This window comes from Flavobacterium urocaniciphilum (assembly GCF_900110615.1).
GTDB classification, from domain to species: Bacteria; Bacteroidota; Bacteroidia; order Flavobacteriales; family Flavobacteriaceae; genus Flavobacterium; species Flavobacterium urocaniciphilum.
This window is the reverse complement of sequence record NZ_FOEI01000005.1, coordinates 175,632-199,847: the sequence shown is the minus strand read 5'-3', so window position 1 is coordinate 199,847 and position 24,216 is coordinate 175,632. Positions and strand designations below refer to the sequence as shown.

Annotated in this window: 20 protein-coding genes; 8 read left to right on the top strand and 12 right to left on the bottom strand. The window is 31.3% G+C overall.

Annotated elements, in window-relative coordinates:
- Positions 1 to 4: 4 nt before the first annotated feature.
- Genes BMY86_RS10205 through BMY86_RS10190 form a run of 4 tightly spaced genes read right to left on the bottom strand, consistent with a single transcriptional unit; the run spans position 5 to position 3,963 of the window.
- On the bottom strand, positions 5 to 1,732 hold the full coding sequence (locus BMY86_RS10205) for a phospho-sugar mutase (RefSeq protein ID WP_091468638.1): 1,728 nt from the start codon (positions 1,730 to 1,732) through the stop codon (positions 5 to 7).
- Positions 1,733 to 1,751: 19 nt separating this feature from the next.
- Positions 1,752 to 2,693: a glycosyltransferase family 2 protein gene (locus tag BMY86_RS10200; protein WP_091468635.1), complete on the bottom strand. Its 942-nt coding sequence runs from the start codon at positions 2,691 to 2,693 to the stop codon at positions 1,752 to 1,754.
- On the bottom strand, positions 2,694 to 3,224 hold the full coding sequence (locus BMY86_RS10195; RefSeq protein WP_091468633.1) for a DUF4199 domain-containing protein: 531 nt from the start codon (positions 3,222 to 3,224) through the stop codon (positions 2,694 to 2,696).
- Between the two features lie 55 nt (positions 3,225 to 3,279).
- Complete coding sequence (locus BMY86_RS10190; RefSeq protein ID WP_091468630.1) at positions 3,280 to 3,963, bottom strand: cell division ATP-binding protein FtsE; 684 nt, start codon at positions 3,961 to 3,963, stop codon at positions 3,280 to 3,282.
- A 241-nt stretch (positions 3,964 to 4,204) separates the two neighbouring features.
- Here BMY86_RS10190 and BMY86_RS10185 point away from each other — a divergent pair, with 241 nt between their 5' ends.
- The 8 genes from BMY86_RS10185 to BMY86_RS10150 all read left to right on the top strand — a co-directional run bounded on the left by BMY86_RS10185 (position 4,205) and on the right by BMY86_RS10150 (position 15,618).
- On the top strand, positions 4,205 to 7,216 hold the full coding sequence (locus tag BMY86_RS10185; protein ID WP_091468628.1) for a tetratricopeptide repeat protein: 3,012 nt from the start codon (positions 4,205 to 4,207) through the stop codon (positions 7,214 to 7,216).
- Positions 7,217 to 7,355: 139 nt separating this feature from the next.
- Entirely contained in the window at positions 7,356 to 9,101 is a 1,746-nt protein-coding gene (locus BMY86_RS10180; RefSeq protein WP_091468625.1) for a TonB-dependent receptor, read from the top strand.
- Between the two features lie 118 nt (positions 9,102 to 9,219).
- Positions 9,220 to 9,552, top strand: a complete 333-nt coding sequence (locus tag BMY86_RS10175) for a carboxypeptidase-like regulatory domain-containing protein (RefSeq protein WP_143065639.1) — start codon at positions 9,220 to 9,222, stop codon at positions 9,550 to 9,552.
- Between the two features lie 5 nt (positions 9,553 to 9,557).
- The gene (locus BMY86_RS10170; protein WP_091468620.1) at positions 9,558 to 10,019 is read left to right on the top strand and encodes a hypothetical protein; all 462 of its coding nucleotides are present in this window, start codon (positions 9,558 to 9,560) and stop codon (positions 10,017 to 10,019) included.
- A gap of 46 nt (positions 10,020 to 10,065) precedes the next feature.
- Positions 10,066 to 10,518: a hypothetical protein gene (locus BMY86_RS10165; protein WP_091468616.1), complete on the top strand. Its 453-nt coding sequence runs from the start codon at positions 10,066 to 10,068 to the stop codon at positions 10,516 to 10,518.
- 155 nt (positions 10,519 to 10,673) lie between these two features.
- Positions 10,674 to 12,290: an asparagine synthase B gene (asnB, locus tag BMY86_RS10160; protein WP_091468613.1), complete on the top strand. Its 1,617-nt coding sequence runs from the start codon at positions 10,674 to 10,676 to the stop codon at positions 12,288 to 12,290.
- A 352-nt stretch (positions 12,291 to 12,642) separates the two neighbouring features.
- The gene (gyrB, locus tag BMY86_RS10155; RefSeq protein ID WP_091468609.1) at positions 12,643 to 14,583 is read left to right on the top strand and encodes a DNA topoisomerase (ATP-hydrolyzing) subunit B; all 1,941 of its coding nucleotides are present in this window, start codon (positions 12,643 to 12,645) and stop codon (positions 14,581 to 14,583) included.
- A 27-nt stretch (positions 14,584 to 14,610) separates the two neighbouring features.
- Positions 14,611 to 15,618 (top strand): DUF6588 family protein, encoded by a 1,008-nt coding sequence (locus tag BMY86_RS10150; RefSeq protein WP_091468606.1) that lies wholly within the window; start codon positions 14,611 to 14,613, stop codon positions 15,616 to 15,618.
- A 71-nt stretch (positions 15,619 to 15,689) separates the two neighbouring features.
- Here the strand turns inward: BMY86_RS10150 and BMY86_RS10145 are convergent, their stop codons facing one another.
- The 8 genes from BMY86_RS10145 to BMY86_RS10110 form a co-directional block, all read right to left on the bottom strand.
- The gene (locus BMY86_RS10145; RefSeq protein WP_091468602.1) at positions 15,690 to 16,415 is read right to left on the bottom strand and encodes an LOG family protein; all 726 of its coding nucleotides are present in this window, start codon (positions 16,413 to 16,415) and stop codon (positions 15,690 to 15,692) included.
- A 63-nt stretch (positions 16,416 to 16,478) separates the two neighbouring features.
- On the bottom strand, positions 16,479 to 19,310 hold the full coding sequence (gene uvrA / locus BMY86_RS10140) for an excinuclease ABC subunit UvrA (RefSeq protein ID WP_091468599.1): 2,832 nt from the start codon (positions 19,308 to 19,310) through the stop codon (positions 16,479 to 16,481).
- An 82-nt stretch (positions 19,311 to 19,392) separates the two neighbouring features.
- Positions 19,393 to 19,707, bottom strand: coding sequence for a DUF6787 family protein (locus tag BMY86_RS10135; RefSeq protein WP_091468596.1), 315 nt, complete (start codon positions 19,705 to 19,707; stop codon positions 19,393 to 19,395).
- A gap of 1 nt (position 19,708) precedes the next feature.
- Positions 19,709 to 20,125 carry a DUF6146 family protein gene (locus BMY86_RS10130; RefSeq protein ID WP_317040099.1) on the bottom strand — a complete coding sequence of 139 codons (417 nt, stop codon included), beginning with the start codon at positions 20,123 to 20,125 and terminating at the stop codon, positions 19,709 to 19,711.
- 83 nt (positions 20,126 to 20,208) lie between these two features.
- Positions 20,209 to 20,766, bottom strand: a complete 558-nt coding sequence (locus tag BMY86_RS10125) for a hypothetical protein (protein WP_091468593.1) — start codon at positions 20,764 to 20,766, stop codon at positions 20,209 to 20,211.
- 43 nt (positions 20,767 to 20,809) lie between these two features.
- Positions 20,810 to 21,763, bottom strand: a complete 954-nt coding sequence (locus tag BMY86_RS10120; RefSeq protein WP_091468589.1) for a D-2-hydroxyacid dehydrogenase — start codon at positions 21,761 to 21,763, stop codon at positions 20,810 to 20,812.
- 91 nt (positions 21,764 to 21,854) lie between these two features.
- Complete coding sequence (gene serC, locus BMY86_RS10115; protein ID WP_091468728.1) at positions 21,855 to 22,928, bottom strand: 3-phosphoserine/phosphohydroxythreonine transaminase; 1,074 nt, start codon at positions 22,926 to 22,928, stop codon at positions 21,855 to 21,857.
- Between the two features lie 120 nt (positions 22,929 to 23,048).
- Positions 23,049 to 24,107, bottom strand: a complete 1,059-nt coding sequence (locus BMY86_RS10110) for an acyl-CoA reductase (protein ID WP_091468586.1) — start codon at positions 24,105 to 24,107, stop codon at positions 23,049 to 23,051.
- Positions 24,108 to 24,216: the final 109 nt, after the last annotated feature.

The window sequence follows — 24,216 nt, the reverse complement described above, 5'->3', positions numbered from 1 at the left end:
TAAATTAGTTTAATTTCATTTCTGAAATGATATTCTGAATTTTGGTATCTAAATAAGCATTGGCTGCTTCTAAATCGTCTTTACTTTCTAAAATAGCGTTCACACTAAAATAGAATTTAATTTTTGGCTCCGTACCACTTGGTCTGGCGCAGATTTTACTTCCGTCTTCTAAATAATAAATCAATACATTCGATTTTGGAATATCTAAATGGAAAGTTTCATTATTAATTAAATCGCGAGCCGTTGTGTTTTGATAATCTTCAATACAAACTACACGTTGACCGTTGATTGATTCCATTGGGTTTTCACGTAAATCAATCATCATTTGATTGATTTCTGCCAAACCTTCTTTACCTTTTTTAGTTAAAGATATTAAATGTTCTTTGTAAAATGAGAAATCTAAATACAAGTTAATCAGTTCGTTATATAAACTACTTCCTGAAGCTTTCGCTTGAGCGGCAATTTCACAAACTAACAAACAAGCTGCAACGGCATCTTTATCTCTAACAGCATCACCAACCATAAATCCGAAACTTTCTTCACCACCGCCAATAAATTTTTGATCTGGAAAATCTTTAATGAATTTTGCAATCCATTTGAAACCAGTTAATCCCACTTTGCATTCAATTCCGTAGGCTTCCGCTAAATCTAACATCATCGGAGTAGAAACAATTGTAGAACCAATAAATTCTGTTCCAGTGATTTTATCTGCACGTTTCCATTGTTCTAATAAAAAGGCAGTCATGATAACCATAGTTTGATTACCATTTAATAAAATCATTTTTCCATTAGTATCTCTAACCGCAACCCCTAATCGGTCCGAATCAGGATCCGTTCCAATAACGATATCAGCATTTACTTTATCTGCTAATGCTAAAGCCATTGTTAATGCTTCTGGTTCTTCAGGATTTGGAGATTTTACAGTTGGGAATGTTCCGTCTGGAATTTCTTGTTCTTTTACAATATTTACATTCGTGTAACCAGCTTTACTTAATACTGCTGGAATCGATTTAATAGAAGTTCCATGTAAAGAAGTAAAGACAATATTTAAGTTTTCTTTTGCTTCTTTTGGTGTATTGAAACTAGCATTTTCAATGGTTGATTTGATAAACGCTTCGTCAATTTCAGTATCGATATATTCGATTAAATTTTCATTTGCAGTAAAATTGATATCGTTGTATTTTAAAGCTTCAATTTCAGCAATAATTTCTCCATCTTGAGGAGGAACTATTTGTCCGCCATCTTGCCAATATACTTTGTACCCATTGTATTCTGGTGGATTGTGAGAAGCTGTTAATACAATTCCTGCGTGACAGTTTAAATATTTTAAAGCAAAAGATAATTCTGGAGTAGGGCGTAATTCTGAAAATAAATACACTTTTATTCCATTTGCTGAAAAGATATCAGCCACTACTTTTGCTAACGTATCACTGTTTTTTCTACAATCGTATGCAATTGCTACTTTTAAGTCTTCGTTTGGAAAACATTTTTTTAAATAATTAGACAATCCTTGTGTGTTTTTACCCAACGTATATTTGTTGATACGATTGGTTCCAACTCCCATAACACCACGCATTCCGCCTGTACCAAATTCCAAGTTTTTATAAAAAGCATCTTCTAAACCTTTTGGGTCAGATGTCATTAATGCAGTTATTTCATCTTGTGTGTTTTGGTCGAAAGTAGGCGTTAGCCATTCGTTAACTTGATCTAATATATTTTGTTCGATGTGCATATTCTATTGTAAAAATGTATTATAATGTTTCTGCTATTTTATAGCGTTCTTCGTTGCTTTTGGTACGTAAAATGATTTCACCTAAAAATCCTGCTAAGAATAATTGAGTACCTATAATCATTGTAGTTAAAGCAATGTAAAATTCAGGTCTATTGGTTATTAGTCTTGCAGTGGTATGGAAAAATAATTTGTCAATTCCCATGTATAAAGCTAATGTGAATCCGATGAAAAACATTAAGCTTCCTAATAATCCGAAAAAGTGCATAGGGCGTTTTCCGAATTTTGAAATGAACCAAATTGTAATTAAATCTAAAAATCCGTTTACAAATCTGTCCATTCCGAATTTAGAACTTCCGTATTTTCTTGCTTGATGAATAACCACTTTTTCTCCAATTTTAGAAAAACCTGCATTTTTAGCTAAAACTGGAATGTAACGGTGCATTTCACCTGAAACTTCAATGTTTTTTATGACAACATTTTTATAAGCTTTTAAACCACAATTGAAATCATTTAGTTTTACACCAGAAATTTTTCTTGCAGCCCAGTTGAATAATTTTGATGGTAAATTTTTAGCTACCACAGAATCGTAGCGTTTTTTCTTCCATCCTGAAATTAAATCATATCCTTGATTATATACTAAATCGTATAATTCTGGGATTTCATCTGGACTATCTTGTAAGTCGGCATCCATAGTAATTACTACGTCTCCCTGAGCTTTTGCAAAACCGGCATGCAGTCCTTGACTCTTGCCATAATTGCGTAAAAATCTAATCCCTTTAATGTTAGGATTAGATTTTGAAAGGTTTTGTATTGTTTCCCAAGACTCGTCATTACTACCATCATCTACAAATAGTACTTCATAAGAAAAGTTATGACTAGTCATAACTTTCTCAATCCATTTTGATAATTCTGGTAACGATTCTTGTTCGTTTAATAAGGGAATTACAAGTGAAATATTCATTTATTCGTTATATGTTGTTTTGGTTTTCATTACTGCAGCTACAATCAATCCTACAATTGAAGAAAAAATGATTGAAAATGCACTTCCTTTTATAATATTGCCAATAGAATATTGGTCGTTTTCTTTTAATTCAATAACAGCTTTTTTAATGGCTTCTTTTGGAGTATCAAATTTTTCCATAAACTCTACTGTTTTATTGATTGTAATTTCTAAAATTTGATCTTTAGCAGCCGGATCAATGAAGTTGAACAAAATGTAATTAAAAACATTTGCAATTACAATTCCGATAGAGCAATAAATTAAAAAGGCAGTAAAAGCATCTTTAAAATTAATAGTTCCACCCATTTCTTTTTTGCAAATAGATACTACATAAATTCCTAATCCGATGTAAAATACAATCATTCCAATCCCAATTAATGAATTGGCAAATAAATTGATGTCTACAGCATACATAGTAGAAGTTACTACAATACCAACAATTCCTGAGATAATTCCAAATTTAATTCCGTTTTTCTTGATAATTTCGTTCATAATAGTAATAGTTTTTAGTTAGTTTAAAGAATTAGTATACTTAATGTATAATTCGTTACACTGATTTTTGAACAACTTCAAAAACTTTACCATCTTCGAACTTCAAGGTTTTTGATGGATATTTTAATAACAACGCATAATCATGAGTCGCCATGATTATTGTTTTTCCATTTGCATTAATTTTTTTCAAAACTTCCATAATTTCAATACTCGTTTGAGGATCTAAATTTCCAGATGGTTCGTCAGCTAAAATTAATTCTGGGTCATTCAATAACGCTCTAGCAATAGCTACACGTTGTTGTTCTCCACCCGAAATTTGATGCGGCATTTTATGAGCAAAATTTGCCATTCCTACTTTTTCTAGCACTTCCTGGATTTTATTATCCATTTCAATAGGATCAACCCATCCAGTTGCTTTTAAAACAAAAATTAAATTGTCTTTAATGCTTCTGTCCGATAAAAGTTTGAAATCTTGAAACACAATTCCGATTTTTCTTCTCAAATACGGAATGTCTTTTTCTTTTAAAGTATTTAAATTATAATCTACAATAGTTCCTTCGCCTTCTTTTAAAGGTAAATCGGCATAAAGAACTTTCATAATGCTACTTTTTCCTGATCCTGTTTTTCCAATAAAATATAAAAATTCTCCTTTTTGAACTTCTAAATTAATATCGGATAATATTAGATTGTTTTCTTGATATATAGAAACGTTTTTTAAGGATAAAATCGTTTGGCTCATAGTTCGAATTGAATTAATGTGTAAAAATAGAAACATTTCACCGCTAAACAAAATTATTCATCTAAATAATTTCATTTGCAATATTTAAGATAACTTTTGCGTTTATAATCATATCGATTTAATATATTTGAATTCGAAATAATCAAATTGTTTGCCTAGCAAACACCAATAAAACAAAACGATTCATATGTTTCAATTACAATAAATTGTTAAACATATAAATTCTAAAAACATCAACAATATGAAGAAATTTTCAAGAATATTCTTTCTTATTTTAAGTATTTCACAATTCAGTTTTGCACAGCAATCTGCTATTTATGTAGATGATAATCAGGATTATAATAAAGCAGTTTTATTGTATAAAGAAAAGCAATTTCAAGCCGCTCAAATTTTATTCGATAAAGTAAAAAATACATCAACTTCAGAAGAAATTATTTCTGATTGTGATTATTATATTGCTAATTGTGCGATCAAAACAAATCAATCTGGTGCAGATGCTTTAATGGAGTCATTTATTGAAAATCATCCAACTAGTACAAAAAGAAATTCAGCATATACTGAAGTTGCGCAATATTATTTTGCAGAAGGAAATTATTCTCAATCATTAAAATGGTATGAAAATATTCATGAACCGGATTTATCTGCATCTGATATGGAAAAAGCGAATTTTCAACGTGGATATGCCAATTTCGCAACCAAAAACAACAAAGAAGCTTCTAAATATTTAAATAAAGTTGCCAATTCTAAAGAATACGGAAATCAAGCGAAATATTATTTAGGTTATTTGGCTTATGAAGGTGATAACTATCAAGAAGCGAATGAGTTATTCGGACAAGTTTCTGACCAAGATAAGTACAAAGAAAAAATGGGCTACTTTCAGGCAGATATGAATTTCAAATTAGGAAATTTTCAAAAAGCCATCGATTTAGGAGAGCCTCAATTGAAAAAATCAAACGCTTTAGAGAAAAGCGAACTTTCTAAAATTATAGGTGAAAGTTATTTTAACTTAAAAAAATACGATAAAGCTTTACCTTATTTACAAGCATATAGAGGTAAAAACGGAAAATGGACCAATACAGATTATTACCAATTAGGTTATGTTTTTTACCAACAAAAAGATTATGAAAATGCAATAACACAATTCAATAAAATTATTGAAGGAAACGATTTCGTAGCTCAAAATGCCTATTATCATTTAGCGGAAAGTTATTTGAATACGGATAGAAAACAACAAGCTTTAAATGCTTTTAAAACGGCTTCTGAAATGACTTTTGATGCTAAAATTCAAGAAGATGCAGCGTTGAATTATACCAAATTGAGTTATGAAATTGGTAATCCATATGTTTCAACTCCAGAAATTCTAAAATCATTTATGGATAAATATCCATCGAATCCAAATAATCAAGAATTGAAAAGTTTATTGATTAATTCATATATCACCTCTAAAAATTATACTGAAGCTTTGGTTTTATTAGAAAAAAATAAAACCCCTGAAAACAAAGCAGCCTATCAAAAAGTGTCTTTTTATAGAGGTTTAGAAGTGTATACCGATGGAAAATACCAAGAAGCTTATGCGCTTTTCAAAAAATCGTTATCAGAAAATAAAGATCCAAAAATTACAGCTCGTGCAACTTTTTGGAAAGGAGAATGTGAGTACAGTTTAGATCAGTTTTCAGAAGCAGTTTTAACGTATAAACAGTTTTTAAATAATGGTTCTGCAAATGAAACTCCAGAAATGAAAACGGTTAACTATAACTTAGGATATGCGTATTTTAAAGTTAAAGAATACGAAAACGCTATTCCATTTTTCCAAGCTCAAATTAACGCTAATAAAGAAGATAAAACTCGTTTGTCTGATGCTTATTTAAGAATGGCTGATTGTAATTATATCTCTTCAAAATATTGGCCTGCTATGGATGCGTATAATAAAGCTATCGAATTAAAATGTGTGGATGCCGATTATGCTGCGTTTCAAAAAGGGATGAGTTACGGATTTGTGAATAAAAACGACAAGAAAATTGAAGATTTAAACAAGTTTGTTTCAACATATAAAACATCTCAATATTTAGATGATGCTTTGTATGAATTAGCGAATACTTATACTGCTGAAGAGCAAAATGATAAAGCAATTGCTACGTTTGATGTTATTGTAAATAATCACAAAACTAGTTCTTATGTTGCAAAATCAATCTTAAAACAAGGTCTGATTTATTATAACACAGACAAAGACGATCCAGCAATTGTAAAATTTAAAAAAGTTGTAGCTGAGTTTCCTAATTCTCCAGAATCGTTAGAAGCGGTTTCTACTGCTAAAAACATTTACAAAGCAAATGGTAAAATGGTGGAATATGCGGCTTGGGTAAAAACACTTTCATTTGTTGAGGTAACAGATGCCGAGTTAGATGATGATACCTATGAATATGCTGAAAAACAATATTTAGCTAATAATCCGAAAAAAGCTATTGAAGGATTTACAGGTTATTTAGCACAATTTCCAAATGGTTTACATGCTTTGAAAGTTCACTTTTATTTAGCTCAATTATATTTTGCAGATAAATTAGAGAAGAATGCAGTGCCTCATTACGAATATGTTATTTCAAAACCAAGAAGTGAATTTACAGAACAAGCTTTGGTTCGTTTATCTGAAATTCATTTAAAAGATAAAAATTGTGATGCAGCTATACCTGTATTAAAACGATTAGAAACAGAAGCTGAATATCCACAAAATACTACATTCGCTCAAGCTAATTTGATGAAATGTTATTATGAAAAATTGGATTATGCTAATTCTGAAATCTATTCTGATAAAGTATTGAAAAATCCGAAAATGGATGATAAAATCAAAAGTGATGCACAAATCATCATAGCTCGTTCGGCAATTAAAACGAATAATGATGCCAAAGCAAAAGAAGCTTATGCGAAATTATTGAAAATAGCTAAAGGTGAATTAGCTGCTGAAGCCTTGTATTACGATGCGTATTTCAAAAATAAAGAAGGGAAATTTGAAGCATCTAATAAAGCTGTTGAAAAATATTCAAGTACGTATTCTGGTTATAAATATTTCGGAGCGAAATCGTTAGTCTTAATGGCGAAAAACTATTACGGATTAAAAGATAGTTTCCAAGCCACTGAAATTTTACAAAGTATCATCGACAATTTTGATGAATTCCCGGATGTTGTTACAGAATGTCAAACGGAATTAGATAAAATTAAAGCAGAAGAAGCTAAAACGAATTCGTCTGTAACGAAATAAGTTTAAGAGTTTATTGAGGTTTAAAAGTTTAAAAGTTTTTGCGGAAATCTGTTACGTGAAATTTTAATTAAAATATAAAAATAATTTTTGTGAAGCTTTGTGATTTCTCTGTGAAGCTCTGCGGAATAATTCAAAATATATGAAGAAAGTAATTTTTAGTATCATCGCCATTGCAGCTACTCAATTTGGTTTTTCTCAAAAGGAAGACGAAAACATTGGTAGTGAAATTGTCAATATTGTTAAACCATATACACCAACTATTTCTGATGCTTTTAAAGTAAAGCAAATGCCAGCTGTGGAAGAGGAAGTGGTAGAACCTAAAATTCCAATTAAATATCAAATCTTTTCTTTTCCGGTAGCCTCAACTTTCGTACCGTCAAAAGGGAGAGCGGCTGATGTAGATAAAGAAGAATTGGAAAAAGGATTTGCAAACTATGTTTCGCTTGGTGCTGGAAATTACGGTACTGTAAACGGAGAAGTTTTCTTAGCGCATCAATTGAGTAAAACCGATTATGTTGGCGGATTGCTACGTCATTTGTCTTCTCAAGGCGGAATTAAAGACGTGGCTTTAGATGATAAATACTATAATACTGGTTTAGATTTCACTTACGGAAGTCGCACAAAAGACATGAATTGGAATGTCGATTTGGGTGTGAAAAACCAAATTGTAAATTGGTATGGTTTGCCTACTGAAAACATTGTTTTTGATGAAACAACCATTAATTTGATTGAAGAAATGCAGAGTTATAACACGATTTCTTTAGGTGGAAGAATGGAGTTTAACGATGGATTATTTAATGATGCTTCTATGCAATTCAAACGTTTTTCGGATAAATTTGGTTCTGGTGAAAACAGATTTTTCGTAAAACCTTCATTCGATTTTGAAGTGATGGATAGCAAAATTAAAGCTTCTTTTATTGTTGATTATGTGGGTGGAAATTTCGAAAAAGATTATAATAATGTAGGCGAAATGAAATACAGTAATGTAATTTTCGGAACAAAACCTAGCTTTTTATACCAACAAGATGATTTTTCAGTGCATTTAGGTGCGGGTTTATTTTATACTACTAATAAGTTTAATGAAACTTCTGATGGGAAATTCTTTGTGTATCCAAATATTAAAGCATCATATCGTTTAGTGGGCGATTTAATGATTGCTTACGCAGGTGCAGAAGGGAATTTAAATCAAAATTCTTATGCTGATTTCGTAGATGGAAATCCTTTTGTTTCGCCAACTTTATTCGTAGCTCCAACTGATAATTCGTATGATTTATATGTGGGATTGAAAGGAAAATTAGCCAATGCGGTTTCGTTTAACGTTCGTGGTGGATTAAACAATGAGAAAAACAAACCATTTTTTGTATCAAATACTTATGATGAAACCATCCTAGATAAAAAAGGATATCATTACGGAAATTCGTTTAATGTGGTGTACGACGATTTAACAACTGTGACTGTTTTCGGAGAAATTAAAGCCGATTTTTCAAAAAGTACTACTTTCGGAATTAGCGGAACATACAATTTATTTAAAGTTTCAAACATGCAAGAAGCATGGAATATGCCACAATTGAAAGTAGAATCTTCTTTAGATATCGATTTTACTCAAAAATGGTACGGTGGTGTGCAATTATTCTTTGTTGGAGAGCGTTTAGATTTAGTTACAAAACAAGAATTGATTTTCCCATTAGCATCTTATATACAAGAAAAAGTAACATTAGACAGCTATTTCGATTTAAATGCACATGTGGGTTACAAATTCAATAAGCGTTTAACATTCTTTTTAAAAGGAAACAACTTAGCGAATCAACAATACAACCGTTGGGCAAATTTCCCAGTGCAAGGTGTTCAGGTATTAGGTGGTGCGAGTTACAAGTTTGATTTTTAATAAAGAGGTACACAGATTGAACAGATTGAACGGATTTACACAAAGTTTAAAAGTAGTGTTTGTCATGCTGAAATCGAAGATACAACGTAGTTAATGCATCTCAAAAAATCACTAATCGATGAAAAACCATTTTAAAATAATCGTTTTAGTATTATCTATATCGATGTTTATTTCCTGCGATGGTTTTCAAGCTGTTGATGGAATGATTATAGGTTCTGAAACGCATTTGCCAATTTCTAATGTTGTGATTAAAGAATTAAAAAAAGGAGATACTTTAGCAACTACTGATGAACAAGGTTATTTTGAAATCAATCAAATTAAAGGTTTTCCAATTGGAGAAAAAGAACTAACTATTATTGTTTCTAAAAAGGAATATATTCAAGATACAATTACATTTATAAATAATGAATCGAAATTGATAAAATTGACTTTATCAAAGAATAAACCTTAAAAAATATGAGACTTAAATTTCTAGTTATAATTGTTTCAGTTTTAGTATTGATAAGTTGTGGTGTTTCTGAGAATTATTCATTTCAAGAAAAAAATGTATCATTTAAATTGAAATTTAAAGATAATCATTGGGTAGATAAAATGGTTTATGATGATAAACGATATCATTATGATATTATTTTTTTAGGAAATAGAAAAGACGAATTGATTAGTGTATATATAGAAGATAAGTCAATTAAAGAAATGTATTCAAATAGAGATTGTAAAGTTGTTTTTGAAAAAGAAAGAAATCTTTATTTTGTTGAGTGTGGTGAAAGCGGTACTGGTAATTATTTTGAAAGTTTTTATATTGAGAAGAAGATTAAAAATAAATATATAGTTTTTAGGCCTTATAAGGATAATATAAATTCAGAAAACATAGAATTTTTATTAAAGAAAATAGACCAAATCGTAATCATCGAAAAATAAAATCTAAGTAAATCAGCAAAATCCATTTAATCTGTGTACCTATAAAATGCCAAACTTCAAACAAAAAATACTTTCTCAATACCAAACCTTACTTCAAGATAAAATCGATATTTATCAAGATTTAATCGATTCGTTAACAGAAGATGCGCAAAACGATGCGAAATCTTCTGCTGGCGATAAACACGAAACAACACTTTCTAAATTACACATCGAACAAGAAAAAATTGCCAACAAACTTAAAGAAGCACTAGAACAACAAGTTATTTTATCTAAATTAGATAGCGAACAGGTTTCAGATAATGTTGTGCTAGGAAGTTTGGTTAAAACCAATCATTTAACCGTTTTGGTGGCTACTGCTTTACCTAAAATTACTGTTGATAATCAAACTATTTTTGCCATTTCTCCACAATCGCCATTAGGTGTGCAAATGATGCATAAAACTATAAATTCTGAATTTATGGTTAACAATGTGGCGTACAAAATCCTCGAAATTTTATAATTGTAAGTAAAACGTAATTATAAGTCGCTTTTAGTTTTTTATTTATATAAAAATTCATTTTTTGGTTAAAAATTTTAACCATATTTATGTTTTTAGTTTTATTGCGAAACTTTATAACCCATTTTTGTTTCAGAATAAAATTAATATATAAAACTATGTGCGGAATATTAGCCATTATCGGGAAAGGAAAAGATGAAGAGTTAGTAAAAGAAATGTCTAAACGAATGAGTCATCGTGGACCAGATGAAAGTGATATGTTTATTACAGAAAACGGTCACATTTTGACGCATGAACGTTTGTCAATTATCGATTTACATACAGGAAAACAACCTATTCAAGGAACTTCAACAGCTTGGATGGTACATAATGGTGAAATTTATAATCACGAAAAATTACGTAAAACTATTTTAAAAGACCATACATTTCGTACAAATTCAGATTCTGAAGTCATTGTTCATTTATATGAAGCATTCGGATACGATTTTTGTAATATGTTAGACGGAATGTTTGCTTTTGTAGTTATTGATGGTGACGATTTTATCGCGGCTCGTGATCCACTAGGAATTAAACCGCTTTATTACGGAATTGACGAACGCGGTAGAATGTATTTTGCTTCTGAAATGAAAGTAATTGCCGATCAGTGTATTACTTTCTCAACATTTCCTCCAGGACATATTTATACAGAAAAAACAGGTTTTGTAAAATATTATCAACCTGAATGGGAAGATGCATCTAAAGCTGTTCACGATGTTGATTACAAAGCCATTAGAAAAACATTGAAAAAAGCCGTAAAAAAAAGGTTAATGTCTGATGTTCCTTTTGGTGTGTTGCTTTCAGGAGGTTTAGATTCTTCGTTAACTTCATCAATTGCATGCAGATTAATGAAAAAATCGGGTCAAAAAATACATTCCTTTTCAATTGGTTTAGATGCAGATTCTCCAGATACAATTGCTGCAAGAAAAGTAGCTGAATTTATTGGTACAGAACATCATGAAGTGCATTTTACTATTGAACAAGGTATCGATATTTTAGAACAATTAATTTGGCATTTAGAAACGTATGATGTAACCTCAATTCGTGCGAGTACACCAATGTATTTCTTGTCTAAAGCCATTAGAGAAAAAGGTATTAAAATGGTGCTTTCTGGAGAAGGAGCAGATGAGGTTTTTGGAGGATATTTATATTTTAGAAATGCGCCAACTGCGGAAGATTTTCAAAAAGAAACCATTGAAAGAGTTCAGAAATTATCGACTGCCGATTTATTACGCGCCGATAAATCGACAATGGCTCATGGTTTAGAAGCTAGAGTTCCTTTTTTAGATAAAGAATTTTTAGAGTTAGCTATTAAGATTAAACCTGAAGAAAAACAACCCAAAACGTATGATGGTATTGAGAAATATATCTTACGAAAAGCGTTTGACAGACCTAAGAAACCGTATTTACCAAATGAAGTTTTATGGCGTCAAAAAGAGCAATTTTCAGATGGTGTAGGGTACAACTGGATTGATACTTTAATTGAGTATTGTACTTCTCAAGTATGCGATTCAGAATTTGAAAAAGCGGCTGAGTTGTTTCCTTACAATACGCCAACAACTAAGGAAGCTTTCTTTTACAGAAGTGTGTTCCATAAATTTTATCCACAAGTTAGTGCAGCTCAAACTGTACGAAAATGGATACCAAAATGGCAAGAAAACCAAGATCCAAGCGGAAGAGCAAATTCAGCACATGTGCAAGCTGATGTTATGATTGCTTCCGAACTAATCAAAGTATAATTTTTTATTGTGTGTTGTTAACTAAAAGGAGCGTTTAGAATTTTTTCTATTCGCTCTTTTTTAATTCTAAAATGAAGGTTTTGAGAAGAAAAATCATCAAATTCAAAATTTTATTAATTTTTACAACTCATTTATTTTCGATTTAAGAGACTTTTTTAAAATTCACATTTTTATTCAATTGAAAAACAATTCAAAATTCATTTTAAGGTCGTTTTTATGACTTTTAAGCAACGATTGTAGAAATTAACAAATGTTGATAACTTAAGAGGTTCAGTAGTAGTTTTTCTTCCTTTTTTTTAACCATTTAATTATATTTGTTTATAGTAATAAAAGATTATTTAGCACAAATATTATGAGCGAAGAAAATAAAAAGAGTAATTATTCGGCAGATAGTATTCAGGCATTAGAAGGAATGGAGCACGTAAGAATGCGTCCTTCGATGTATATTGGAGATACTGGAGTAAGAGGATTACATCATTTAGTTTATGAGGTTGTAGATAACTCTATTGATGAGGCTTTAGCAGGTCATTGTGATACCATTCATGTTATCATTAATGAAGATAATTCTATTTCTGTTGAAGATAATGGTCGTGGTATTCCTGTAGACATTCACAAAAAAGAAGGTGTTTCTGCATTAGAGGTTGTAATGACTAAAATTGGAGCAGGAGGTAAGTTCGATAAAGATTCATATAAAGTATCTGGAGGTCTTCACGGAGTTGGGGTATCGTGTGTTAACGCACTTTCTGACCATTTACGAGCAACAGTTCATAGAGAAGGAAAAATTTACGAGCAAGAATACGAAAGAGGTAAAAGTTTATATCCTGTAAAACAAATTGGTACTACAGATAAAAGAGGTACAATCGTAACTTTTAAACCTGATGGAACAATATTTACACAAACATTAGAATATTCGTATGATACTTTAGCGGCTCGTTTACGTGAATTATCGTTCTTAAATAAAGGAATTACAATTACTTTAGTTGATAAAAGAGATATTGACGATAAAGGTGAAGCAAGAAAAGAAACATTCCATTCTCAGGAAGGTTTAAAGGAATTTGTTAAGTTTTTAGATGGAAACCGTGTGCCAATTATTACGCACGTAATTTCTATGGAGAACGACAAAGGAGAAATTCCAGTTGAGGTTGCTTTAATTTATAATGAAAGTTATACCGAGAATATTTTCTCTTATGTAAATAATATTAATACTCACGAAGGAGGAACGCATTTACAAGGTTTCCGTATGGGATTAACACGTACGTTGAAAAAATATGCGGATGCTTCTGGTTTATTAGATAAATTAAAATTTGAAATTTCGGGAGACGATTTCCGTGAAGGTTTAACAGCTATTATTTCTGTTAAAGTTGCAGAACCTCAATTCGAAGGTCAAACGAAAACAAAATTAGGAAATAGAGAAGTAGTTTCACCCGTTTCTCAAGCGGTAGCTGAAATGTTAGAAAACTACTTAGAAGAAAATCCTGCAGATGCTAAAACAATTGTACAAAAGGTAATTTTGGCTGCTCAAGCACGTCATGCTGCTAAAAAAGCACGTGAAATGGTACAACGTAAAACCGTTATGGGCGGTGGTGGTTTACCAGGTAAATTATCAGATTGTTCTGAGCAAGATCCAGCAAAATGTGAAATTTTCCTTGTAGAGGGAGATTCGGCGGGTGGTACTGCAAAACAAGGTCGTGATAGATTTTTCCAAGCGATTTTACCTTTAAGAGGTAAGATTTTAAATGTGGAAAAAGCGATGCAACATAAAGTTTTTGAAAACGAAGAGATTAGAAATATTTTTACAGCTTTAGGGGTAACTGTTGGAACAGAAGAAGATAGTAAAGCCTTAAACTTATCTAAATTAAGATATCATAAAGTTGTAATTATGTGTGATGCCGATGTCGATGGTTCTCACATTTCAACTCTTATTTTAACGTTCTTCTTCCGTTATATGAAAGAATTAATTGAAGGAGGTCACGTTTACATTGCTCAACCACCATTATATCAAGTTAAAAAAGGTAATAAAAAAGCCTATGCTTGGAATGATGACCAACGTGATAGATTATCAATGGAAATGGGTGGAGGAACAAGTATCCAACGTTATAAAGGTCTTGGAGAGATGAATGCAGAACAACTTTGGGAAACTACATTAAATCCAGAGTACAGAACATTCCGTCAAGTAACTATTGAAAATTTAGGTGAAGCAGATAGAGTATTCTCAATGTTAATGGGGGATGAGGTTCCACCACGTAGAGAATTCATTGAGAAAAACGCAGCTTACGCTAAAATCGACGTATAATCACGCATTTAAAATATATTCACATATATGAAATGTAAACTAATAGTAGGTCTTTTGTTCTTAGGATTTTCGAATTCAATTAAAGCGCAAACAGCCACACAGTTAGAACAATTAGGGTATCTTTTAGAAGATGCCCTTTTGTATTCGAAGCAATATTTAATTCCAGCAACAGATGGTGCCGTTTATCAAGCATCTTCTGCATGGATAACTTCTGCAAAAAAGAAAAAAGCTTGGGAAATTTCTCTTGGAATTCATGCTAATATGTTTAAGGTTCCGAATGCCGATAGAAGCTTTATGATTCATAACTCTGATTTTAAGTTTTTCACTATCGAAAACGGAGCATCAGAATTAGAAGTGCCAACAGCATTAGGAAATGGAGATACGTATTATTTAGTGGGCGATTTAGATGGTGAACAAATTCGTTTGAAAACACCAAAAGGAGTAAACCAAGAATACATTACGTATCCTTATTTAGATGCTTCTGTTGCCTTACCTTATGGAACTGAAGTAATTGGTCGTTTTTCAAATAAAACGAATCTAAAAAGAGGATATTATCAAGTGTATGGTTTTGGTGTCAAACATAATTTGAGTCAGTATTTCCCAAAATTAGAGGCTAAAAAAATCAATATTGCTGCCATGACGTTTTATTCTAACGAAGATATTAGTTTTGATTTCTTAGATGTGAATACTTCATATGGGAATTTAGGAATTAACAATTTAAATGGATTGGTAGATTCTTATCATTATCAATTATCCGTTTCAAAAGAAATTAAAAACTTTGAAATATTGGGTAGCTTTATAGTGAATTCTAGTAATTTCAATTATGTAGTAAGCGGACAAAAAGGTGAAATTGAAAATCTTTTACCCGCTCAAGAAATTGTTAATCAGCTTTTGAATACCATTGAAAAAAGAAAAACAAATTATATAGGTGAAGTGGGTGTAAACTATAGTTTGAAAGATTTTAATTTCATGACTGCTTTTGCATTCGGGAAATTTATCAATTTAAATTTTGGAACGTCTTATAAGTTTAATTAAAAACAAAAAAAAATATACTAAAAAAGCAAAAAGTCCCAATTTTGGGACTTTTTTTATATCTAAATTTAAGATTAGAAGTTTGGAGATAATTCGTATTTTTTATAGAAATTGTCTAACACTTCAACAACTTCATCTTCGTTATCAACTATTTTAAATAAATTTAAATCTTCAGGAGAAGCATTTTTGAATTTATCAATAATTACTTCTTTAACCCAATCAATTAAACCTGTCCAAAATTCAGTACCTACTAAAATAATAGGGAATTTTGCAATCTTTTTAGTTTGTATTAATGTAATCGCTTCAAACATTTCGTCTAACGTTCCAAAACCACCAGGCATTACTACAAATCCTTGAGAATATTTTACAAACATTACTTTTCTTACGAAGAAATAATCGAAGTTTAAGTTTTTATCTCTATCGATATAAGGGTTAAAGTGTTGCTCGAAAGGTAGTTCAATATTTAAACCTACTGAAGTTCCACCACCTAAGTGTGCGCCTTTGTTACCAGCTTCCATGATACCTGGCCCACCACCTGTAATAACACCATATCCTGCTTTAGAGATTTTATAAGCAATTTTCTCTGCTAAAAGATAATATTTGTCTTCTGGTTTTGTTCTTGCTGATCCAAAAATAGATACACACGGTCCGATACGTCCCATAGTTTCATATCCATTTACGAATTCAGACATAATTTTAAAAATTGCCCAAGAATCGTTCGCTCTAATTTCGTTCCAAGTTTTTTGTTTTAATTTTTCTTGGATTCTTTCATCATCATTTTGATATTGATCTGCTGCCATACTATTATTAATAATAAGTTTAAAATTAATTTTAAGCAGTGTTGTTGTGGAAGTAGTTGGGTGCTAAGATAATTCTTTTTTCAAAAACTGAGCCGTATAACTTTTTTTATTTTTCACAATTTCTTCTGGAGTTCCAGTACATAATACTTCTCCGCCGCCTTTTCCGCCTTCTAAACCAATATCAATAATATAATCGGCCAATTTAATAACGTCTAAATTATGTTCAATAATTAAAACGGTATTGCCTTTATCTACTAATTTATTGATAACATCCATCAAAATACGAATGTCTTCAAAATGCAGTCCAGTTGTGGGTTCATCTAAAATATAAAAGGTGTTTCCTGTATCTTTTTTAGATAATTCACCCGCTAATTTAATACGTTGTGCTTCACCACCAGAAAGAGTCGTACTTTGTTGTCCTAATGTAATATAACCTAAACCAACATCTTGAATGGTTTTTACTTTTCTGTAAATTTTAGGAATATTTTCAAAGAATTCAACTGCTTCATCTACAGTCATATTCAATACATCAGAAATTGATTTTCCTTTGTAACGAATTTCCAACGTTTCTCTATTGAAGCGTTTTCCTTGACACGTTTCACATTCTACATAAACATCCGGTAAGAAACTCATTTCAATTGTTCTTACTCCAGAACCTTCACAGGTTTCGCATCTTCCGCCTTTTACATTAAAACTGAATCGACCTGGCTTATATCCACGAATCATAGATTCTGGTGTCATTGTAAATAAAGTTCTAATTTCAGAAAACACATCAGTATATGTCGCTGGATTACTTCTAGGAGTTCTTCCAATTGGACTTTGGTCGATATCAATAACCTTGTCAATATGCTCTAAACCTTCAATTTTCTTATAAGGCTGAGGTTTTTTTACTGCATTATAAAAATGCGCATTTAATATAGGATACAACGTTTCGTTAATTAAAGTCGATTTTCCACTTCCAGAAACTCCAGAAACGCAAATCATTTTTCCTAACGGAATGTCAATCGAAACATTTTTTAAGTTATTTCCTGTCGCTCCTTTCAATTTTAGGAATTTTCCGTTTCCTTCTCTTCTTGTTTTAGGAACTTCAATTTGCATTTTTCCATTTAGGAATTGTGCCGTAATTGTTTTTTCTTTTAATAATTCAGCTGGTGTACCTTGACTGATAATTTGCCCGCCATGTTTTCCGGCTTTCGGACCAATATCAATAACATGATCGGCACGAACAATCATGTCTTTATCGTGTTCTACAACTAAAACGGAGTTGCCAATATCACGTAAACTTTCTAACGATTTGATTAATCTTTCGTTGTCACGTTGATGTAAACCAATACTAGGTTCATCTAAAATATATAAAACGCCAACTAATTGCGATCCAATTTGAGTAGCTAAACGAATTCGTTGCGCTTCTCCACCAGAAAGTGTTTTCGAACTTCTATTCAAACATAAATAATCTAAACCAACATCTAATAAAAAGTTGATTCTTGCATTTATTTCTTTTAGAATTTCTGCAGCAATAGTTTGTTGTTTATCAGATAAGTGCTGTGGTAATTCTGAAAACCATTTGCTTAATTCCACAATATCCATGTGTACTAAATCGCCAATACTTTTATCGTTGATTTTAAAGTACAATACTTCTTTTCTTAAACGTGTTCCTTCACATTCTGAACAATTATTTTCGTCCATGAATTCTTTAGCCCAACGTCTGATACTTTGAGTTTCCGATTGTTCGAATTGATTTTTGATAAAGTTTGAAATTCCTTCAAAGTCAATTTTATAATCTTTGGTAATTCCCATGACTTTAGAAACCACAGAAAATTTCTCGTTTCCACCATATAAAATCATTTCCATTGCTTCTGCAGGAATTGCTTCTATTGGATCGGTTAATTTGAATCCGAATTTTTCGCCAATAAATTCCAATTGTTTAAAAATCCATGAACTTTTATATTCACCTAACGGTGCAAAACCTCCAGATTTTATTGAAACTTTTGGGTTTGGAATGATTTTCTGTAGATTGATTTCATTTACAACACCTAAACCATTACAAGTTGGACAAGCGCCTTTTGGTGAATTAAATGAAAAGTTATTGGGTTCGGGATTTGGATATGAAATACCTGAAGTCGGGCACATTAAACTTCTACTGTAAAAGCGTGGTTCTTCCGTGTCTTGTTCGATTACCATCATGATATCATCACCATGATGCATGGCAACTTTAATACTTTCGGTTAATCTTTTATCGGTGTCTTCGTCATTTTTAACCGCAATTCTATCGATTACTATTTCGATATCGTGTGTTTTATAACGATCGACTTTCATGCCGTATTCTAAATCTTTAATCACGCCATCAATTCGAACTTTTAAAAAGCCTTGTTTGGCAATTTGTTCGAATAATTCGCGATAATGACCTTTACGAGAACGAATAACTGGCGCTAAAATATTAATACGTTTACCATCGAATTCTTCTAAAATTAATTCTTTAATTTGATCATCAGAATACGAAACCATTTTTTCACCCGTGTTATAACTATACGCATCTGAAGCTCTAGCATATAAAAGACGAAGGAAATCGTAAATTTCAGTGATGGTTCCAACAGTAGAACGTGGACTTTTATTGGTCGTTTTTTGTTCAATGGCAATAACTGGTGAAAGTCCGTCTATTTTATCAACATCTGGTCTTTCTAAACCACCTAAAAACTGACGTGCATAAGCAGAAAATGTTTCAATATAACGACGTTGTCCTTCAGCATAAATGGTATCAAATGCCAAAGAAGATTTTCCTGAACCTGATAAGCCAGTAATAACAACTAGTTTTTCACGAGGAATCGTAACGTCAATATTTTTTAAATTATGAGCGCGAGCACCAATAATTTCGATAGTTTCTTCTGAGTGTTGCATAGTTTTTTGAGCAAAATGCAAAATTACAATAAAGTTGGGAGTTAGGAGTTAGGAGTTAGAAGTATTTTTGAAAATTTATGATTTACTTCTCAAAAATTTTATGAATGAATCCTAATTTCATACGGTCTAGCATTTTTTTGATGAAATTCCAAAAGAACACCCTTTGTCCGAATAATGTTCCGAACATAAAAAGTAAAATTTTATAAAAAGGTAAAATAACAATAATGTAAAGTGGATAATACAACCACAAACTCACGCTTTCTTTGGTAATTCCAATAGAGCTTAAAATAGGTTTCGCAATATATGCTGAAGTGGAACCAGTAATGGCAAATACTAAAATAATTATAAAAAACTGAAAATTACTTGTAATATTCCAGCGTTCTTTAAGCTTGTTCATGTTATATTCTGGCTGTAAAACCGCCTAATTGTTGTTTGTTGGTTAATTGAAAATATACTAAATAGTAATAAAGCATGTAATTTACTTCGTATCCGTAATTAATATCAAATTGATAATCAATTGGTAGTTGATATAAGTCAGAATATTGTGGATTTCTACTTCTTGCATTCCATTCTGTAACCCAAATTCTATTTCTTGATTCTAAATACGATTGAGAATAATATCCTCTTGGTTTTGCATAAGCATTATACCAAGATGTAAAACCTGCATCTATAATTACTACTTCATATTCTAATTCTTCATTAGCAATTCTAATAGTATCACTAGTCATCTTTTCTGGATTTTCTGTAGCCATTTTTTTATTTGACTGACAAGAAACCAAAAAGCACATCAAAATTACTATGTAAAATTGTTTCATCATAACTTGAATGTTAGAAAGCATAAAGATAAAAAAAAGTCCCGAATATTCGGGACTAATTTATATTGATTTTAAATAAATAATTATTTACCAAATAGTTTTCCTAATAAACCGCCTAAACCGCCAGATTTTTTTGTAACTGCAGCTACAGCATCACTCATGCCAACTTGCCCGTCACCATCTTGGTCTAATCCGAACTGACCACCATATTTAGTAACCATATCCATTAAGCCACCACCTTGACCACCACCAATTGAATTAACAATATCTTGAACATTGAAACCTGGTTGGTTTGGATCTTGCGCTTTACTAACTAATCCGCCTAATACTTGTGGAATTAATCCACCAGCAACACCACCAGCAGCTTCAGGAGATAATCCGAATTTCTCTCCTAAATTACCTGTTACTTTACCAGCTAATTCTTTAACAACAGGATTATTCATGTCTATAGCTTCTTTACCTGATAGCATTCCTGCTAAATCACCAATATTTCCACCAGCAACCATATCTTTTAAGCCCGATAGGATAGAACCACTAGCTTCTTCCATTACGGCTTCGTTATGTTCATTCGGTACGGCTGGATTGTTTACAACCGCATCACCACCAAATTGTTTTACTAATTCTGTTAATTGATCAAACATAGTTTTATAATTTATTAGTTTTTATAAAGATATAAAAAAAATGTTAGTTTTTTAACAAACTAATGATTTGCTCTGCAAGCTCAGTTCCAATACGATCTTGAGCTTCTAAAGTAGCTGCACCAATATGAGGCGTTAATGAAATTTTTGGATGCATTAAGATTTGAATTTCCGGTGTTGGTTCATTTTCAAAAACATCTAATCCAGCAAATAATACTTTTTCAGCATCTAACGCTTCCACTAATGCTACTTCATTGATTACACCACCACGAGAACAATTTACAATTCCAACTTCATCTTTCATTAAATCGAATTCAGCTTTATCAATTACATAACCTTCCTGTGCAGGAACGTGAAGTGTAATAAAATCTGAATGTTTAAATAAATCTTCCATAGATTCCGTGACGATTTCAACATTGATAAATTGTCCGTTATAGAAATCTACACGTACTACAGCTTCATTTACGTATTTATCAACAGCAATTACTTTCATTCCTAATCCTAAAGCCATTTTAGCTACAGCTTGACCAATTCGTCCGAAACCAATAATTCCTAATGTTTTACCACGAAGTTCTAATCCGTTAGCGTATGCTTTTTTCAAACCATTGAAATTTGTGTCACCTTCTAAAGGCATGTTTCTATTGGCATCATGTAAAAATCGAACACCTGAAAATAAATGTGCGAATACTAATTCCGCCACACTTTCTGAAGATGCTGCTGGTGTATTAATTACATGAATTCCTTTTGAGCGTGCATAATCTACATCGATATTGTCCATTCCAACACCACCACGACCGATGATTTTTAATCCCGGACAAGCATCTATAATATCTTGTTTAATTTTTGTTGCACTTCTTACTAGAACCACTTGAACATTATTGGTATTGATGTAATTGGCAACTTGCTCTTGGGCAACTTTTGTTGTTATTACTTCAAATCCAGCTTTTTCTAAGGCTTTTATACCACTTTTTGATATTCCGTCGTTGGCTAATATTTTCATTCTTATGTTTATTTGTTTAACCGGTTATTTGTTTATTTGAAAAACATGTAACCCAATATTTTAATTTTATTTACTGAATACTTGAAACTAATTACTGAACACTTGTCTCTAATTCTTGCATCACATCTACTAAAACCTGAACACTTTCAATTGGAAGTGCATTGTACATAGAAGCTCTATAGCCTCCAACTGATCGATGTCCGGTTAATCCAGAGATGCCTGCTGCTTTCCACATAGCATCAAATTTTTCTGTTAACGATTCGTCAGTTAAAACGAATGTAGCATTCATATTACTTCGATCTTCTACAACAGCAGTTCCTTTAAACAATGGATTTCTGTCGATTTCTGTGTAAAGTAATTGTGCTTTTTGTTCGTTGATTTTTTCGATAGCTGAAATTCCACCATTTGCTTTTAACCATTGTAACGTCAATAATGAAGTGTAAATAGCAAAAACCGGTGGTGTGTTATACATACTTTCTTTAGCAATATGTTGTTGGAAATTTAGCATGTTTGGAATTTCTCTTCCAGTTTTACCTAAAATTTCTTCCTTCACTACAACTAATGTTACACCAGCTGGACCCATATTTTTTTGAGCTCCGGCATATATTAAATCAAATTGAGAAAAATCGATGCTTCTTGAAAAAATATCTGAACTCATATCGCAAACCATTGGAATATTGGTTTTTGGGAATGATTTCATTTGTGTTCCGAAGATGGTATTGTTACTTGTACAATGTAAATAATCTGCATCAGCAGGTACAATATAATCTTTTGGAATAAAATTATAATTTTCTGATTTTGAAGAGGCTAATACTAAAGTTTCTCCAAAATGTTTAGCTTCTTTAATAGCGCCACTTGCCCAAGTACCAGTGTCTAAATAGGCAGCTTTACCATCAACTTTCATTAAATTGTAAGGAACCATTAAAAATTCTAAACTAGCACCACCATGTAAAAATAATGCTTGATAGCCTTTGTTTTCCAATCCTAAAAGCTCTAATGCTAAAGCGCGAGCTTCTTCCATAACCGCTACAAAATCTTTGCTACGGTGTGAAATTTCTAGAATAGATAAACCAGAATAATTAAAGTTAAGAACGGCTTGTGCTGCCTTTTCAAATACCTCTTTAGGTAAAATGCAAGGTCCAGCACTAAAATTGTGTTTTGTCATGTTGTTTTTTGTTGTGTTGTTGCGACCAGAATTTACTCTGGCTTCTAGGTTAAAGTTAGGTTTATGTATATGTATTTCTTTCTTTTTTTGATTTTGAATTAATTTGGAGATATCCATAACTTATAAATTATTTAAAAACAAAATAGTATCAACATTGTCTGCATAATCCCAAAGTTTTGGTTTTTGAGTTTCACCAAATTTTACAGAATCTTCAATTATTCCGTTGGAAACAATGCATTGAATTTGCTCAGAATCGTTTTTGAAACGCGTTTTTAAATCTTCAACATCCTCATAATATTCATAAAATAAAGATGAAATAGGTGAGGAGTAGCTCGTATCTTCTTTAATGGTTAAAAATTCGTTGTCTAATAATTCGAAATTACTCATTAAAAATACCGCTTTATTATAATCGTAATTATTAGCATATTTTTCGTAGAAAATTACGTCTTTTTGTGCATACATTCCTTTGAAAAATAGCTCGAAATCGTAATTTTTTGGAACAAATATTTTAGAAACATTTCGGCAACCTAAACCAAAATATCTGAAAACATCTTCACTTAGTAATTCCATATCTTCCAATGTTTCATTACCTGATAAAACAGCCACAGAATTTCTACTTTTGCGAATAATATTTGGAACAGAAGCAAAATAATATTCAAAATAACGAGAAGTATTATTACTTCCAGTAGCAATAACCGCATCAAAGTTTTCTAATTTACCTTCAACAAATGTTATTTTATTTTTTAATTGATCGTCTAACGAAATTAAATAATTGGCTAAAAATTTTATTAAATGATCGTCTTTACTAGATGTTTTGATAATTACATTGTTTCCAGAAATTAAAACCGAAAGAAAATCATGAAAACCTACTAGAGGAATATTACCAGCTAAAATTAAACCTACATTTTTAGGATCTTTTTCTTTGAAAGTATAATGTGATAGCCACTGATTTAAATTGTCTTCCGTTAAAGCTTCGGCCCAATTTGTAATACTATAATGTACATTTTCAGGTGTAAACCAATTGTTGTGAGATTGTGATAATTCAATCAAATCTATGAACGAATGGAAAAATAAATCATTGTTTTTAACCTCACTTTTTTGCTGATTATTGTCTAAAGAAAACTGACTTAAAAATTTTCCTAATTCAACAAAACAATTTTTTATTTCAGATTGTAACATTCGATATTTGTTTATAATGGGTTTACGTTGTATTTTTGCACAAAATTAAGCAAATAAGTTGTAAATGTTTAGAGGAAATTAAAATTCTTCTAACTTCCAACTTCTAACT